Raw genomic sequence first — 13,544 nt, 5'->3', positions numbered from 1 at the left:
TGTCCACACTTTGGTAAGCTCCAGCAGCCATTTAGCATGAAATGGCCGCCTTTGCTGCTGCAATCTATTGTTGGCGAAGATAGTCTTTTTCTGGGCGCGCGCCGCTCGATGCCATGACGACGTTGGAGATTGCCAGGGAAGCGTCGAGCGTGCCGTCCGGGCGAACGTTCCAGACGATCTGGTCGTAGTCGTCTTCCAGCGCCGGATCGACGGCAAGGCACTTGGCGACGATGTGCTGAGCCTGGCCCTGCACGTCGCCCAGCGCGAAGGGCCGTTCGGCGACGCATTGGTCGGCGGTTTCGAAAACGCTTACCGGTACCTGCAATTCATGGCAGTCGGCCATCGTGTTCGAGCAACCGATGACCAACAACAATGCAGCAATGTGTTCCATGGCGACATGTCCTCTCGCCACAGTAACGATCCATAGCCGCCAAAGTTCCTCGGCCGCAGGGCGACCAGCGAAATAACGCGGCGCAACGGGCAATTCCGGCGCCGACCGCGACAGCAGACGCAGTCGGCGGACGTCCGGAGATCAACTTCAACGCGGCAATGTTCGACGGTCCAGCAGGTTCCAGCGGAACCCTGGGAAAAACAGAATCCGCTTTTATGGTGAATAGCCGGTTAAGGATGGATGATCAGACGAGAGGCGCGGCCGCTCACTCGGTCTCGAAATTGCCGTGCGGAACGACAAGGCGGTATTCAAGGCGACCGGGCATCAGCTCCAGCGTCGCCGTTCCGTTCAGGGAGGCGGGCACGACCCGCTCGAGCGCGACACTGCCGAAGCGCTTCTCACTGTGCTCGACGTCGCTCGCCGGTATCGCTTCGGACCATGTCAGCGACAGCGCCAGGCCGCCGGCAGCAGCATTGAGATCGGCCGTAACGTCAACGAAGCCATCTGGACGTGAGAGCGCGCCATAGCTGACCGAGTTGACGGCGAGTTCATGCATGGCAAGGCCGATGTGCAGCGCGGCGTTGGGATTGAGATAGGGATTTGCGCCGCGGAAGCGCAGGCCGTGCGACGGATTCACCCCGTTGCGACCGACCTGGCCCGACACCAGCTCGCGAAGTGCGGCGCCGCGCCAGTTCGAGGAGGTCACCAGATCCTGGGACGAGGCCAGCGATTGCAGCCGACCTCGAAAGCGCGTCAGGAAATCAGCGATGCCATCGGAATAGCGACCGGTCTGGGTGGCTATGCTTTGAATGATCGCCAGGAGGTTCTTCGAGCGATGGCTGACTTCGCGCAACAGCGTCGTCAGGGTCTGCTCACGGCGCTTCTGATCGGTCGTTTCGACCATGGTGGTGACGACACCTTGCACCGTTCCACCATCGCCATGGTCGGCGTCGACCCAGACCTGAAACCAGCGAAAGCCGTCCTCGGCGGGGACGCTGATTTCAAGGCGTTGCGGATTGCCGGATGCGATGACGTCGCGCTTTGCCGCGCCGATGCGGTCGATCTGCGCCGCGGGCAGGATGCCGTTGCCGTCCGCGGTGTCGGAAACCCACGGCGCACGCATATTGCGCGCCCATACCGTTTTCAGCTCGCGATCCTGATAGAGAACGGAAATGCCGGCATTGTGCAGCGCGTGGAGAAGAGCCCGGCCAAGTTGCATGCCACTTTCGGCGGGATGCAGGGCGATGACTTCATCGCTTGGCACGTCGTCTTTCCTATCTCCGGCCCTGGAACGCATCGCCAATCTGTCCACCCAACTCAGGCTGAACGGCTCACCGCGGAATGGGTTCCAGAGGGCTTCCCGAAAACCCGCCACCAAAAGCGGTCCGCCGAGCGGTATCCGTTGAAGGATGCCGCCCGGCGGTGGCTGGAAACCGTTTGAGGGGTGCGGCTTCCAGTGTTCGCTCGGATGATCGTTCGGTCCTCACGCCCGTTTGAACAGGCCGGCAAGAAGCGAAATGACCAGGAAAGCGAGAAAGATGAAAAACAATATCTGCGCTATGCCGGCAGACGTGCCGGCGATGCCGCCGAAACCAAGCGCGCCGGCTATTATTGCCACGACGAGAAATACGAGCGCCCAGTAAAGCATGATCCATCTCCTTCGAATGGTGTGATGAAAACGTGGGTAGATGCGGTTTGTTCCACCATTTGCCGAAAAAGACGATGCTTGCCAATCGTTCCAGACAAGGGTGGCGCCGGGAATTCGCTGATGACGGGGTCCCGGCATGTCAAAGGCCGCCCGATGCATCGCATCAGACGGCCTTTTGATATCGCGTCGTGCCTGCCGCTGCCCCTAGGCGGCGGCTTTCGCCTGGCGATCGAAGAACAGCGCCTGGCTGATCAGAGCCTTGACCATGTCAGGGTTGAACGGCTTGGTGACCAGGAATGCCGGCTCGGGGCGTTCGCCGGTCAAAAGACGCTCGGGGAAGGCGGTGATGAAGATGACCGGCACCGACGTCGACGACAGGATCTCGTTCACGGCCTCGATGCCCGAGCTGCCATCGGCAAGCTGGATGTCGGCAAGCACCATCTTGGGCCGCGTCTTGCCGAACATCGTCACCGCCTCGGCATGCGTGCGCGCCGTTCCGACGACGCGGTGACCGAGGCTCTCGACCATTTCTTCTATGTCCATAGCGATCAGCGGTTCATCCTCGATGATCAGCACGTCCGTTGCCACCTGGCGGGATATTTCGTTGCTTGCCTGGGCAAGCAGTTCTGAAAACTCCTGGTCGCCAGCATCGAGGATCTCGGACGCCTCGTCTTCACTGAAACCTTCGACGGCGACCAGCAGGAAGGCCTGGCGGGGACGCGGCGCAATCGCGTTCAGATTGGCGGCGGCGCGCTGTTCCCATGGCGACTGCGCCTGCTCCTGCGGGACGCGGATAGCGACCGACGTGAACAGCTTGGCGAACACCTTGTAAAGCGCGATGCGGTCGCTCGAGGCCTCGGGAAAGATATCGATATCGGCGATGATGGCTTCCAGCATCGCGGCGACCAGCGCGTCGCCACTTTCCTGCGATCCGGAAACGGCCCGCGAGAAGCGGCGCAGGAACGGCAGATGTGGTGCGATGGTGGCTGATAAGCTCATGGTAATACGTCTCCCTCAGAATGACGTGGTTGCATAGAGTGCAGGTCAAGCTGATTGCAAGCCCCGGTCAAACAACGCGGGTCTTGAGAAAAAGTTCCGACCTTGATGGAACTAACGCGCCGGGACGGCGTTTGAAGTTCGGACGGGCAACCAGACGAGGGGGCCGCTTGCGTTGTGTTGAGTAGTGTTATGAGCGGCTTAGGCGCTGGGAATACAAGGGCAAAATGAAGGATATGACGAAAGATATTCTGGCTGGCGTCGCGGGCAGGCGCCGGAACGGGTCCAGTGACGCACTCGGGCCGAATTCCGAAATCGGACGCAAACTCAAACAATATTACGATGAGCTGGTCTCTGACGATGTGCCGGATCGCTTTGCACAGTTGCTCAGTCAACTGGAACAGGCCGAACCCGCACAGAAGAAGGACTGAAGCATGGCAGCGGTCTCCCAAGGCTTCAAGACCGATCTGCTTGGGGCAATCCCGAGCTTGCGCGCCTTTGCCGTGTCGCTGACGCAAAATGCCGACAAGGCGGACGATCTCGTCCAGGAAACACTGGTCAAGGCCTGGGACAAGCATGAGAGCTTCCAGCCCGGCACCAATCTCAAGGCGTGGCTGTTTACCATCCTGCGCAATGAATTCTATTCGCAGATGCGCAAGCGCGGACGCGAAGTGCAAGACAGCGACGGTATCATGACGGCCAGGCTTGCCGTTCATCCGGCCCAGCATGGCCAGCTCGACCTGAAGGATTTTCGCGGCGCCCTCGAGCAATTGCCGGAAGATCAGCGCGAAGCCATCATCCTCATCGGTGCGTCGGGCTTCTCCTACGAGGAGGCGGCCGAAATCTGCGGTTGCGCTGTCGGGACGATCAAGAGCCGGGTCAGCCGGGCCCGCACGCGCTTGCAGGAGATCCTGAAGATATCCGGCGAAGACGAGTATGGTCCGGATGCGATTTCGACTCAGGTCACGGGCTCGCCGGCCAACTGAGCTGCGATCGCAAGGTGCGATCCGCAGAAGTTGGATCGTGTCTCAGCCGGGAGAACCCCGCCCGCAGGCCGCCGCCACCGCTTGCATGAGGTCCTCACCCGAATAGGGCTTGCCGACCAGCCTGACGCCCGGAAACGATGTCTTGATTTCATCGGGATCCGAATAGCCCGAGGCAAACACGAACGGCACGCCCGCCGCGCGCAGCCCTGAGGCGAAATCGAGTGTCGAGGCGCCACCCAGCATAAGGTCGACAATGGCGGCGTCGAAGTGCGTGGCGATTTGTCGATCGTCGATCTCGGCCAGATCGCGGGCGATCACCACCTCACCCGCACCATGATCGCGGCAAAGCTGCTCGACATCCATGGCGATGAGAAACTCATCCTCCAGGACCAGAATCCGCAATCCATCAAGCAAAGGGGACACAGGCAAGGGCTCCTTGTAACGGATGGAGTCATGATCGCTATTTGGCAAGCTGTCATTTAAAAAAGACATGTGCCCGCGCGGAACCTCAATCCGCGCGACGCGTTGGGACGCAGCCTTGTGCGGGCTTTCGAAGAGGGGTCGAAATGTCAGGCCAGAGCGGTCGTGCTTTCTCAAGTCGTCAGTATCCTTGCGAGAACTGTCCGTTGCGGCCGTTACCGGTCTTCCGCGACTTCGAAAAACAGGAACTGGCCTTCATCAGCAAATTCAAGAAGGGCGAACTCGCCGTCGACAAGGGCGCCACGGTCCTAGTGGAGGGAAGCCACAGCGCCCATCTCTACACCGTGCTCTCCGGCTGGGCGTTCCGCTACAAGCTGTTGCAGGACGGCCGCCGCCAGATCCTCAACTACCTCATGCCCGGCGATCTGATCGGCCTGCAGGGCAGCGTGATGGGCGAAATGCAGCATTCCGTCGAGGCCCTGTCGCCGATGCTGCTGTGCGTTTTCGAACGCGAGTCTCTCCACGAACTCTACCGCAATCATCCCGGGCTGGCCTACGACATCACCTGGATCGCATCGCGCGAAGAGCGCATGCTGGACGAGAATCTGCTCAGCCTCGGGCGGCGCAGCGCCATCGAGCGTGCCGCCTATCTTATCGCCTTCATCGGCAGCCGGGCAAAGGTCGTTGGGCTGAACGGCAAGCAATCGGTTCAGATACCGATCACCCAACAGCACATCGCCGACACGCTCGGCCTGTCGCTGGTCCACACCAACAAGACGATCCGCAAGCTGATGGACCGCAAGCTGATTGTCTGGCGCGACGGCGGTTGCGAGGTCACCGATAATGAAGGGCTCAAGCAACTCGCCGGCTGGGAAGGGCTGGGCGAGGCGCGACGGCCACTGATCTGACGAAGTGCCTTTTTGTCAGCGCCAGCGGATCGGGTGCACACGCACGCGTTTTCGGCTACTTTGTCCCTGATGCCGGAACCTTGAGACATGCGGCGCGTTTGAAATCAAGCAATCACAAGGAGTTAAGCAATGGCAACTGCCGCAGGAAAGACCGCAACCGAAGGCCCGTCGAATTCAGATCTCGAAGCCGATATCAGGCAATTGAAGGCCGATATCGACAAGCTCACCAAGCAGTTGGCCAAGACCGGCGAGCATGGCTACGGCACCGCGCGCCGTGCGGCCACGGAAGGGGTCGAGCAATTGCGTGCGCAGGGCGAAGCAGCCTTTGACAGCCTGCGCGGCAATGCCAAGGATATCGAAGCGCAGTTGATGGCGAGCGTGCGCGAAAAGCCGGTGACGTCACTGGCGATCGCCGCCGGCGTCGGCTTCCTCTTCGCGCTCCTCGCGCGTCGCTAGTCGCATTCCAGATGGGAATGCTCGCATCCCTGATTGCAGGTCTGGCATCGGGCGAAACCGCCGCCGCCATACGCCGGGCGCGCACGGCGGCAATCGTCTATGGGCTCGCCATATCCGTGGCGCTCTGCGGCCTCGGCTTTCTGGTCGGGGCAGCCTATATCTGGACGGCAAGTCGCTACGGATCGCTTGCCGCCGCGCTGGGCTTTGGCGCCGGTTTCCTGCTGCTTGCCGGGCTGATCCTGCTGATTTTCCAGATATCCGCAGGCTCACGTGCCCGGCGCCGCGTACAACAGCGCAATGCCGACATGAAAGCGATCGGAATCACGGCGGCGCTTGCCGTGCTGCCGGCGCTGCTCAAGGGCAAGGGCGGTCTCGGCGTCATTCTGGGTCCTGCCGTGGCGCTGGCTGCCTACGCCATCTACCGCGAAAACGTGAAACCAGACGATCCGGAAGAAGACGAGCGGAAGTAAGGTCGGTTCTCTCTTTGACCATGATCTCTTCCGAAAACCGGCTTCAACTTTGCGTCGCGGCCTTTTGGTTCGGCATCATGGCTTGTCACTCGGCAGATCTTCCAGCGGCATCGATATTTCGGCAAACACGCCTTCCGGCCGGAACTCATGGGTCACTTCGCTTGAAATGACCTTGGCAAGGCTGCGTCGGATGAGGATCGAGCCGAAGCCGTGTCGCTCCGGCGGGGCGACTTGCGGGCCGCCGCTTTCGCGCCAGGTCAGCACAAGGCGCCGAGTCCCCTTTCTGCCTTTCGTCCTCCAGCCGAGATCAACCTTGCCTGACGCCACCGACAGCGAGCCATATTGCAGCGCATTGCTGGCCAGCTCATGCAGGATCAGGCCGAGCCCGACAGCCTGGTCTGGCGACAGCAACAAATCGTCGCCGGAGATCGTCATGCGCGGCTGGTCGGCGGTGTCGAAAGGCCTGACCTCGATCTGGACGAGTTCACGGATGCCGATGCCGCGCCACTCGCGGTCGGACAACAAATTGTGGGCGATGCCCAGGGCCTGAAGCCGGGCACCAAAGGCTTCGAGGAACTCGCTCGGCTGGCGGGCATGGCGCACGGTCTGCGTCGCCAGTGCTTGGACGGTCGCCAGCGTGTTCTTGACGCGGTGGTTGAGCTCGCGCAGCAGCAGCCGTTGCCGCTCTTCACCAAGCTTGCGCTCGGAGATGTCGTAGTTGACGCCGAAGATCAGGGTCGGCTTGCCGTCACCGTCGCGCTCGATGACGCGGCCGCGCGTGGCGAGCCAGCGCGGCGGATGAAAGCCCTTCACCCGGTATTCGCCGAAATAGTCGTCGCTGCCGGTCAAGGCATCGCGAAAGCGGGTTTCGGTCTGGTAGACGTCGCGAGGATCGATGGCGGTGAGGATGTCGCGCGCCCGCAGCCGGTTCGAGCGCGGCAGGTTGAACAGCTCCGACAGCAAAGTATCGCATTCGATGATGTCGGTGCGGATGTCCCATGCCCAGCTGGCGAGCGAAGCTGCGTCGAGCGCAATGGCGCGCCGCTTTTCCTCACGCACCAGTGCTGCCTCGGCGATAGCGCCGCTGCGGGTCGCATCCTTCAAGGTGAACAGGCTGCCGGCGAGGCCGGCGAGCGCCTTCAACTGCTCGAGCATGGCGCTGGACGGAAAGGCATGCGGCTTGCGGTCGAGCACGCACAGCGTGCCGATGCGGGCGCCAGCCACGATCATCGGCGCGCCGGCGTAGAAGCGGAGATGATGCTTGCCGGTGACCAGCGGGTTGGTCTTGAAACGTGGGTCCGTCGTGGCATCCGCCACCACCATCGGCTCGTCGCCGGCGGCAATCGCATGGGCGCAGAAGGAGATGTCGGTCGCGGTTTCGGTCTCGTCCAGACCGACACAGGATTTGAACCATTGGCGCTTGTGGTCGACAAGCGTCACCAACGCGATCGGAACCTGCATAGCCGCCGCGGCAAGGCTGCTTATGCGGTCGAAATCCGGATCGGCCGCCGTATCCAACGCCTCCAGACCGTGCAGCACGGCCAGCCGGTCCTCGTCCTTGACCGCGCGCGCAACTTCGGCCGGCAGATTCGGCACTGTTTCCGACTTGCTGTTCACCCAAGTCCCCAATGGCCCGTCACGGCCTTCGCTGCTTCCCGCACCTGCCGGCTCATGACCAGCCGGCGTCCCCGGAACCATCCTAGCGAGGAACCGTTACCCGACCGTGTTTTGCCGACCGCGCCAGTTGGCGAATAACGAGACAAGGACCGATCATGACCAAGATCATCCCCGAAAACAAAGCGCGTCAGGGGCGGTGGGGCTGGCACGGCTTGCGTATCCTGATTGCAGCGCTGCTTTTGGCCTTCGCGGCCTGGGGCATCGCCGAAATCTATGGTCAAATGGCCAAGACGCCGGCGACGGAGCAAGGAAGCGCGCCAAGCGGCTAGATTCTCGGCCTTCATCGTTCGAGATCGCATCAGGCAGCCTTCGCCTCTGCGATGCGGGCCGGCACCAGGACATTGAGTGCGCCAGGCCGGATTTCGATCGTCGTCTCACGGTCAAGCCTGACCAGTTCACCGTCGATGACGGCACGGAACTTTCTGCTGCCCGAATGGATTTTCAGGACCGTTCGGTCGGCTTGATGGATTTCCACGTGTTCGTTGTCGCGCCATTTTCCGCGCGCAATGTTGAAGAAGAATTTGACCAGTTCCGCACGTTGCTGCGCCACCGTGACATAGACGCCAAGCACGCCGCCCGCCGGGTTGTCGGCGTAGGGCAGGTGGCCTTCGCCGAACAGATTGTTGGTGATGCCGATGCCGGTGATGCGGGCCGCCATCTCGGCGTTGCCGATGCTGAGCGTCACGTTCATCGCCGGTGGATTGTTGATCGTCGCCCAGGCCGCCTTGGCCGAGGCGCCGATCTTTCCCAAACGTGAACCGAATTCCATTTTCTGGCGCAGCTGCACCATCTTGGCATGCATGCCGATCGAGAACTGATGAACGAAGGGCCGGCCGTTTGCCGTGGCCACGTCGACTGCGATGATCTCGCCATCGGCGAAGGATTTCAGCGCGGCATCGAGGGACTGCGGAATACCCAGTCCGCGTGCGAACAGATTCATCGTGCCGGCCGGCAATATGGCAAGCGCCTTCCTGGTGCCCATCAGCCGAGCGGCCGCGGCGGAAATGGTTCCATCACCGCCGCCGGCCAGCACGACATCGACAGAGCGTCGCGATGCAGCGCCATCGAGCGTCTCCACCACGTCCTTGCCGGCAACAACGTCAATGCTGAGGGAGTGGCCTGCCGTCTCCAGGGTCTGGCGCATCCTGTCGGAAAAGGCGGCAAGGTCCGTTGTGCGCAAGGTGCCGCCGTCCCGGTTCAGCACCGCAGCAAATTTCATGCCCCGCTCCGCCATTCCATCACGATAGGGCCGGGATAGACCCAGCCACGGGCTGAAACGCGACGAAGCGGGAAAGGTTCCGTTTTGAAAAATCGCAGGCGCTTCCCCGCTTCTTGGCTTCGCCACAACGCGAAGTGTTTTGTCGGAACAACAGCATGGTCACGACGTTGTGAAGAAGATGCCGCGTCCGAACCTCCTCAGCGACGGTTCACCCGGGCGCGGCGCGTACGAAATCACCCACGAGGAGAGATCATCATGACCCGCAACCTCTTAGCCACGACCGCACTCGCAGCGCTGGTCGCGACCGGGGCCTATGCGCAGAATGCGACATCCCCGGCGCCCGCCCAGCCCCCCGCTGTTCAGGAGCCAGCCGCCGCTCCGGTGCGCACCGAAGGCAGCATCGTCACCAACATCATCGGTGAAACCGTCTACAACGGCACCGGCGACGATGCCGAGAACATCGGCCAGGTCAGCGATGTCGTCTTCGACAAGGATGGCCAGGCCAAGTCCGTCGTCATCGGCGTGGGCGGTTTTCTGGGTGTCGGAGCGAAGAATGTCGCCTTCGATTACGACAAGCTGCAATGGGCCGAAAGGAACGGCGACCGCTGGCTGGTTGCCCAGACGACCAAGGACGAACTGACGGCGCAGCCGGAGTTCGACAGCAAGCCCTATGCACCGGCTCCGGCACCGGCCGCATCGACGGACGCAAAGGCTCCGGCTGCATCCGCGCCGGCTGACACCGCGCAGACACCCGTCGACATGAATGCTGCGCCGGCCGAACCGGTGAAGCGCGCCGACGGCAATCTCGCCACCAACATCATTGGCGAAACCGTCTACAACGGCATCGGCGATGACGCGCAGAACATCGGCAGCGTCAACGACATCGTGCTGACGAAGGAAGGCAAGGCCGAGTCGCTTGTCATCGGCGTCGGCGGGTTCCTCGGCCTTGGCGCCAAGAATGTCACCTATGACTTCGGCAAGGCCCAGTGGGCGGATAAAAACGGCGACCGCTGGCTGGTGGCTCAGACCACCAAGGAGGAACTTCAGGCGCAGCCGGATTTCAACCGCAAGGCCTATGATCCGGCACCGGCAACGACGGCTTCCAATGAGCCGGCTGCAACCGCACCGGCTGCTGCACCGTCCGATGCCACGGCTCCTGCCGTCGCACCGGCTGACAAGACGGCTGAGGCTCCTGCTGCTTCGACACCCGATGCCTCGGCACCCGACCAGACCCAGACGGCGGCCATCGACAAGTCGACCTTAACCGAGATGCCTGTCGGCGAGATTCGCGCCGACGACCTGAAGGGCACGACCGTCTACGGCGCCAATGATGCCAAGGTTGGCGAAATCGGTGACGTCGTGCTGGCGCCCGACAACAAGACTGACGCTGTGATCGTCGACGTCGGCGGCTTCCTCGGCATTGGCGAGAAGGAAGTCGCGGTCGGCATGGATAATCTCAAATTCATGGCCGACAAGGATGGCAGGAAGTACCTGTACACGACCTTCACCAAGGAACAGCTCGAGGCTCAAACTGCTTACGACAAAGGCAGCTATACGGAGAAGCGTGACCAGCAGCGCATGATCGTGCAGTAGGATAGTAGGGCAGTAGGGCAGTAGGGCAGTAGGGTGCGGCGCATCCAGGCCTACCGCTCTATTGCCGTGATCCCCTGCTAACATGGCCGACAACGCCATGCTCGGTCAGTTCGGCCAATGCCAACGACTGGTCGAGATGTTCAGCCCGCCAGGCAAGCAGCCTTTCGGCGAACTCCAGCCGCACGGCCAGGTGGGCCGGATCGGCGGCGAGATTGTTCAATTCGCCCGGATCGCTTTCCAGGTCGAACAGCAGCGGCGGCAAGTTACCGCCGAAATGCACATATTTGAATTTTTCCGTGCGGATGACGGCGAGATTGCATTGGCGTGAGGCGATGCCGAAATGCCGTTCGGCTTCGCCCTCGGCAATCGAGCGGAAATCGAACTCCCAATGCGCGGCATCGCGCCACGCTGCAGGGCTCCCGCCGCTCAGGAAAGGCTTTAGCGAGCATCCGTCGAGATGCGGTTGTGGGGCTTCGCCGAGCAGGTCGAGAAGCGTCGGCAAAATGTCCACCGCTTCGGTGAACCGATCGACACTGCCGCCGGCGGCCTTGCCGTGACACGCGTCGCGGATGATCAGCGGAATGTGGTAGCTGCCGTCGAAATAGCCGCCCTTGCCCAGCATGAAATGGTCGCCCATCATCTCGGCGTGGTCTGATGTCAGCACGATGATGGTGTCGTCCCACGCGCCTGCGGCCTTGACCGCTTGCCAGATACGGCCGAGCTGCGCGTCGACCTCCGAGATCATGCCGTAGTAGATCGCGCGGATGCGACGAAAATCGTCGCCGCTCCAATCATGCACCTTGCCACTGGCCTCGGGACGGAACTTGGCCTGCTTCTGCCGGCCGAGATCATAGGCGAGATAGGGGTGGCTCTCTGCCTCTGCCTGCCAGCTTGCCGCACGGTGGAAGGCGGGACCGTCAGCCGGATCATACAGCGTGTTGTATGGCGCCGGCGCGACGAAGGGAGGGTGCGGGCTGATGAAGGAAAGATGGGCAAACCATGGTGTATCGGCCTCCTGCTCGCTGAGCCAGCGCGTGAATTCGCCGGTCAGAAAGGAGGCTGGGGTTTCGTCCTTCGAATAAACGGGCGGTGCGTTGCTGACGGCCTTGCCGCCTTCGTTCACCGGGCGATGGATATCCGGCGATCCGGCGCCGGTATCGATGCCCCGCTGCTTGAGCCAGGACAGCCACTGCTTCTGATGCTCGGGCAGCAACTGGCGCACCGTGAATCCAGGCAGCACGCCTTCATAGCTTTGCAGCCGTGGGTCGCCCGGCGCCAGCAGGCGCGGGTCGAGCGATACGTCGGTGTAGCCGAACAGCGTCGGATCATAGCCGAGGCTCCTTGCATGCAGCGCGATGTTGCCGTGACGGGCGTCGAGCGGCGTGCCGTTGCGGCAGACGCGGTTGTTCATCTGGTAGAGGCCGGTGTAGAGGCAGGCGCGGGCCGGCGAGCAAGGTGCCGCACCACCATAGTGCCGCTTGAACAGCACACCCTCGGCGGCCAGCGCGTCGGCATTCGGCGTCTTGACAACCGGATGGCCGGCAGACGACAGGCAATCGCCGCGCCACTGGTCGCATGTGATCAGAAGAACATTCGGGCGCCTGGCTTTTCCGGTCACTCGCGATACCCTTATCCTGTACGGTCGAACGCCGCTCATGGAACCGAATTCCGGCGACGGCGCAAGCCTGACATGTTCGTCAATTGGTGAACGAAGTTATTTGGATTGTTCACTATTAAAGTACAGTCCATTCTGTGTTTGCCGCCTTTGCCGCAGGCGGTGGTGTCCTCATATAGGCGTGGACAGCGGCACGGGCCGCACAAGCACCAAGGGAAGGAGCAAGACAATGCTCGATCAGATCAAGGGCCTCCATCACGTCACCTCGATGGCCAGGGATGCCCGGCAGAACAACGATTTCTTCACCAGGAAACTCGGTCAGCGCCGGGTCAAGAAGACCGTCAATTTCGATGCGCCTGACGTTTACCATCTCTACTATGGCGACGAGGCCGGCACGCCGGGTTCGGTGATGACCTATTTTCCGTTTCCCAACATCGGCAAGGGCCGTCATGGCGTCGGCGAAGTCGGCACCACGGTCTATTCCGTGCCGGAAGGCACGCTCGCCTATTGGGAAAAGCGTTTTGCCGATGAAGGCGTCTCGGGCCTTTCGCGCGACGAGACATTCGGCGAGAAGCGCCTGGCCTTTGCCGGACCGGACGGCGATGGTTTCGCCCTGGTCGAGGACAAGGCCGACGCCAGAAAGCCATGGGTGAAAGGCGGCATCCCCACCGATGAGGCGATCCGCGGCTTTCACTCCGTGTCGCTCAGGCTGAAGGATGGCGGCGCCACCGAGGAGCTGCTTAAGTTCATGGGCTACGAGGAGATCGACAAGTCCGGAAATGTCAGGCGGCTGGCGGTGAAGAACGGCAATGGCGCCGACGTCGTCGACATCGAATCGCTGCCGGGCGCCGCCTTCGCCGATCTCGGCGCGGGCTCCGTCCACCATGTCGCCTTCGCCGTCGAGAACCGCGCCAAGCAGCTCGAAGTGCGCAAGGCGTTGATGGACACCGGCTATCAGGTGACGCCGGTGATCGACCGCGATTATTTCTGGGCGATCTATTTCCGCACGCCGGGTGGCGTGTTGTTCGAAGTCGCCACCAACGAACCGGGTTTCGATCGCGATGAGGATACCGCTCATCTCGGTGAGGCGCTGAAGCTGCCAACGCAGCACCAGCATCTGCGGCCCTATCTCGAACAGCATTTGCAGAAGCTGGAAGGCTGAGAC

16 protein-coding genes are annotated in these 13,544 nt (G+C 61.9%); 8 read left to right on the top strand and 8 right to left on the bottom strand.

What is annotated here, in order from left to right:
• Window positions 1-64: 64 nt before the first annotated feature.
• The 4 genes from CGZ66_RS25835 to CGZ66_RS25820 form a co-directional block, all read right to left on the bottom strand.
• Complete coding sequence (locus CGZ66_RS25835; protein WP_095089303.1) at window positions 65-391, bottom strand: hypothetical protein; 327 nt, start codon at window positions 389-391, stop codon at window positions 65-67.
• Between the two features lie 265 nt (window positions 392-656).
• On the bottom strand, window positions 657-1,688 hold the full coding sequence (locus CGZ66_RS25830) for a sensor histidine kinase (RefSeq protein WP_167392249.1): 1,032 nt from the start codon (window positions 1,686-1,688) through the stop codon (window positions 657-659).
• A gap of 186 nt (window positions 1,689-1,874) precedes the next feature.
• Window positions 1,875-2,039 (bottom strand): DUF1328 domain-containing protein, encoded by a 165-nt coding sequence (locus CGZ66_RS25825; protein ID WP_027031438.1) that lies wholly within the window; start codon window positions 2,037-2,039, stop codon window positions 1,875-1,877.
• A gap of 204 nt (window positions 2,040-2,243) precedes the next feature.
• Entirely contained in the window at window positions 2,244-3,038 is a 795-nt protein-coding gene (locus CGZ66_RS25820) for a response regulator (RefSeq protein ID WP_095089302.1), read from the bottom strand.
• A 224-nt stretch (window positions 3,039-3,262) separates the two neighbouring features.
• On the opposite strand from CGZ66_RS25820, the gene CGZ66_RS25815 reads away from it, so the two are divergent.
• Both CGZ66_RS25815 and CGZ66_RS25810 read left to right on the top strand, forming a co-directional pair.
• Window positions 3,263-3,466, top strand: a complete 204-nt coding sequence (locus CGZ66_RS25815; RefSeq protein ID WP_095089301.1) for a NepR family anti-sigma factor — start codon at window positions 3,263-3,265, stop codon at window positions 3,464-3,466.
• A 3-nt stretch (window positions 3,467-3,469) separates the two neighbouring features.
• Window positions 3,470-4,021: a sigma-70 family RNA polymerase sigma factor gene (locus CGZ66_RS25810; RefSeq protein ID WP_095089299.1), complete on the top strand. Its 552-nt coding sequence runs from the start codon at window positions 3,470-3,472 to the stop codon at window positions 4,019-4,021.
• 42 nt (window positions 4,022-4,063) lie between these two features.
• Here CGZ66_RS25810 and CGZ66_RS41570 read toward each other — a convergent pair whose 3' ends face one another.
• Window positions 4,064-4,618, bottom strand: a complete 555-nt coding sequence (locus tag CGZ66_RS41570) for a response regulator (protein ID WP_342586877.1) — start codon at window positions 4,616-4,618, stop codon at window positions 4,064-4,066.
• Here CGZ66_RS41570 and CGZ66_RS25800 point away from each other — a divergent pair.
• The 3 genes from CGZ66_RS25800 to CGZ66_RS25790 all read left to right on the top strand — a co-directional run bounded on the left by CGZ66_RS25800 (window position 4,588) and on the right by CGZ66_RS25790 (window position 6,275).
• Window positions 4,588-5,349 (top strand): Crp/Fnr family transcriptional regulator, encoded by a 762-nt coding sequence (locus tag CGZ66_RS25800; RefSeq protein ID WP_095089297.1) that lies wholly within the window; start codon window positions 4,588-4,590, stop codon window positions 5,347-5,349. The genes CGZ66_RS41570 and CGZ66_RS25800 overlap by 31 nt on opposite strands.
• 129 nt (window positions 5,350-5,478) lie before the next feature.
• On the top strand, window positions 5,479-5,805 hold the full coding sequence (locus tag CGZ66_RS25795; RefSeq protein WP_095089295.1) for an ElaB/YgaM/YqjD family protein: 327 nt from the start codon (window positions 5,479-5,481) through the stop codon (window positions 5,803-5,805).
• Between the two features lie 11 nt (window positions 5,806-5,816).
• Window positions 5,817-6,275, top strand: coding sequence for a hypothetical protein (locus CGZ66_RS25790; protein WP_095089294.1), 459 nt, complete (start codon window positions 5,817-5,819; stop codon window positions 6,273-6,275).
• A gap of 75 nt (window positions 6,276-6,350) precedes the next feature.
• Here CGZ66_RS25790 and CGZ66_RS25785 read toward each other — a convergent pair whose 3' ends face one another.
• Window positions 6,351-7,892, bottom strand: a complete 1,542-nt coding sequence (locus CGZ66_RS25785; RefSeq protein ID WP_095089293.1) for a sensor histidine kinase — start codon at window positions 7,890-7,892, stop codon at window positions 6,351-6,353.
• A gap of 155 nt (window positions 7,893-8,047) precedes the next feature.
• On the opposite strand from CGZ66_RS25785, the gene CGZ66_RS25780 reads away from it, so the two are divergent.
• Entirely contained in the window at window positions 8,048-8,221 is a 174-nt protein-coding gene (locus tag CGZ66_RS25780; protein WP_095089291.1) for a hypothetical protein, read from the top strand.
• A gap of 29 nt (window positions 8,222-8,250) precedes the next feature.
• Here the strand turns inward: CGZ66_RS25780 and CGZ66_RS25775 are convergent, their stop codons facing one another.
• Window positions 8,251-9,171, bottom strand: coding sequence for a diacylglycerol/lipid kinase family protein (locus CGZ66_RS25775; protein WP_095089289.1), 921 nt, complete (start codon window positions 9,169-9,171; stop codon window positions 8,251-8,253).
• Between the two features lie 255 nt (window positions 9,172-9,426).
• Between CGZ66_RS25775 and CGZ66_RS25770 the strand changes: the two genes are divergently transcribed.
• The gene (locus tag CGZ66_RS25770) at window positions 9,427-10,764 is read left to right on the top strand and encodes a PRC-barrel domain-containing protein (RefSeq protein WP_095089287.1); all 1,338 of its coding nucleotides are present in this window, start codon (window positions 9,427-9,429) and stop codon (window positions 10,762-10,764) included.
• A 58-nt stretch (window positions 10,765-10,822) separates the two neighbouring features.
• Here the strand turns inward: CGZ66_RS25770 and CGZ66_RS25765 are convergent, their stop codons facing one another.
• Window positions 10,823-12,382 (bottom strand): alkaline phosphatase family protein, encoded by a 1,560-nt coding sequence (locus tag CGZ66_RS25765; protein ID WP_095089286.1) that lies wholly within the window; start codon window positions 12,380-12,382, stop codon window positions 10,823-10,825.
• A gap of 226 nt (window positions 12,383-12,608) precedes the next feature.
• Between CGZ66_RS25765 and CGZ66_RS25760 the strand changes: the two genes are divergently transcribed.
• The gene (locus CGZ66_RS25760; RefSeq protein ID WP_095089610.1) at window positions 12,609-13,541 is read left to right on the top strand and encodes a VOC family protein; all 933 of its coding nucleotides are present in this window, start codon (window positions 12,609-12,611) and stop codon (window positions 13,539-13,541) included.
• Window positions 13,542-13,544 lie beyond the last annotated feature (3 nt).

It is taken from the genome of Mesorhizobium sophorae (genome assembly GCF_002270415.1).
Classification (GTDB): Bacteria; Pseudomonadota; Alphaproteobacteria; order Rhizobiales; family Rhizobiaceae; genus Mesorhizobium; species Mesorhizobium sophorae.
This window is presented reverse-complemented; position numbering and strand designations above follow the sequence as displayed.

What these genes read in the sequence shown, in the direction of transcription:
- CGZ66_RS25835 (WP_095089303.1), bottom strand. Translation starts at nt 391, where the DNA reads ATGGAACACATTGCTGCATTGTTGTTGGTCATCGGTTGCTCGAACACG.
- CGZ66_RS25830 (WP_167392249.1), bottom strand. Translation starts at nt 1,688, where the DNA reads ATGCGTTCCAGGGCCGGAGATAGGAAAGACGACGTGCCAAGCGATGAA.
- CGZ66_RS25825 (WP_027031438.1), bottom strand. Translation starts at nt 2,039, where the DNA reads ATGCTTTACTGGGCGCTCGTATTTCTCGTCGTGGCAATAATAGCCGGC.
- CGZ66_RS25820 (WP_095089302.1), bottom strand. Translation starts at nt 3,038, where the DNA reads ATGAGCTTATCAGCCACCATCGCACCACATCTGCCGTTCCTGCGCCGC.
- CGZ66_RS25815 (WP_095089301.1), top strand. Translation starts at nt 3,263, where the DNA reads ATGAAGGATATGACGAAAGATATTCTGGCTGGCGTCGCGGGCAGGCGC.
- CGZ66_RS25810 (WP_095089299.1), top strand. Translation starts at nt 3,470, where the DNA reads ATGGCAGCGGTCTCCCAAGGCTTCAAGACCGATCTGCTTGGGGCAATC.
- CGZ66_RS25800 (WP_095089297.1), top strand. Translation starts at nt 4,588, where the DNA reads ATGTCAGGCCAGAGCGGTCGTGCTTTCTCAAGTCGTCAGTATCCTTGC.
- CGZ66_RS25795 (WP_095089295.1), top strand. Translation starts at nt 5,479, where the DNA reads ATGGCAACTGCCGCAGGAAAGACCGCAACCGAAGGCCCGTCGAATTCA.
- CGZ66_RS25790 (WP_095089294.1), top strand. Translation starts at nt 5,817, where the DNA reads ATGGGAATGCTCGCATCCCTGATTGCAGGTCTGGCATCGGGCGAAACC.
- CGZ66_RS25780 (WP_095089291.1), top strand. Translation starts at nt 8,048, where the DNA reads ATGACCAAGATCATCCCCGAAAACAAAGCGCGTCAGGGGCGGTGGGGC.
- CGZ66_RS25775 (WP_095089289.1), bottom strand. Translation starts at nt 9,171, where the DNA reads ATGAAATTTGCTGCGGTGCTGAACCGGGACGGCGGCACCTTGCGCACA.
- CGZ66_RS25770 (WP_095089287.1), top strand. Translation starts at nt 9,427, where the DNA reads ATGACCCGCAACCTCTTAGCCACGACCGCACTCGCAGCGCTGGTCGCG.
- CGZ66_RS25760 (WP_095089610.1), top strand. Translation starts at nt 12,609, where the DNA reads ATGCTCGATCAGATCAAGGGCCTCCATCACGTCACCTCGATGGCCAGG.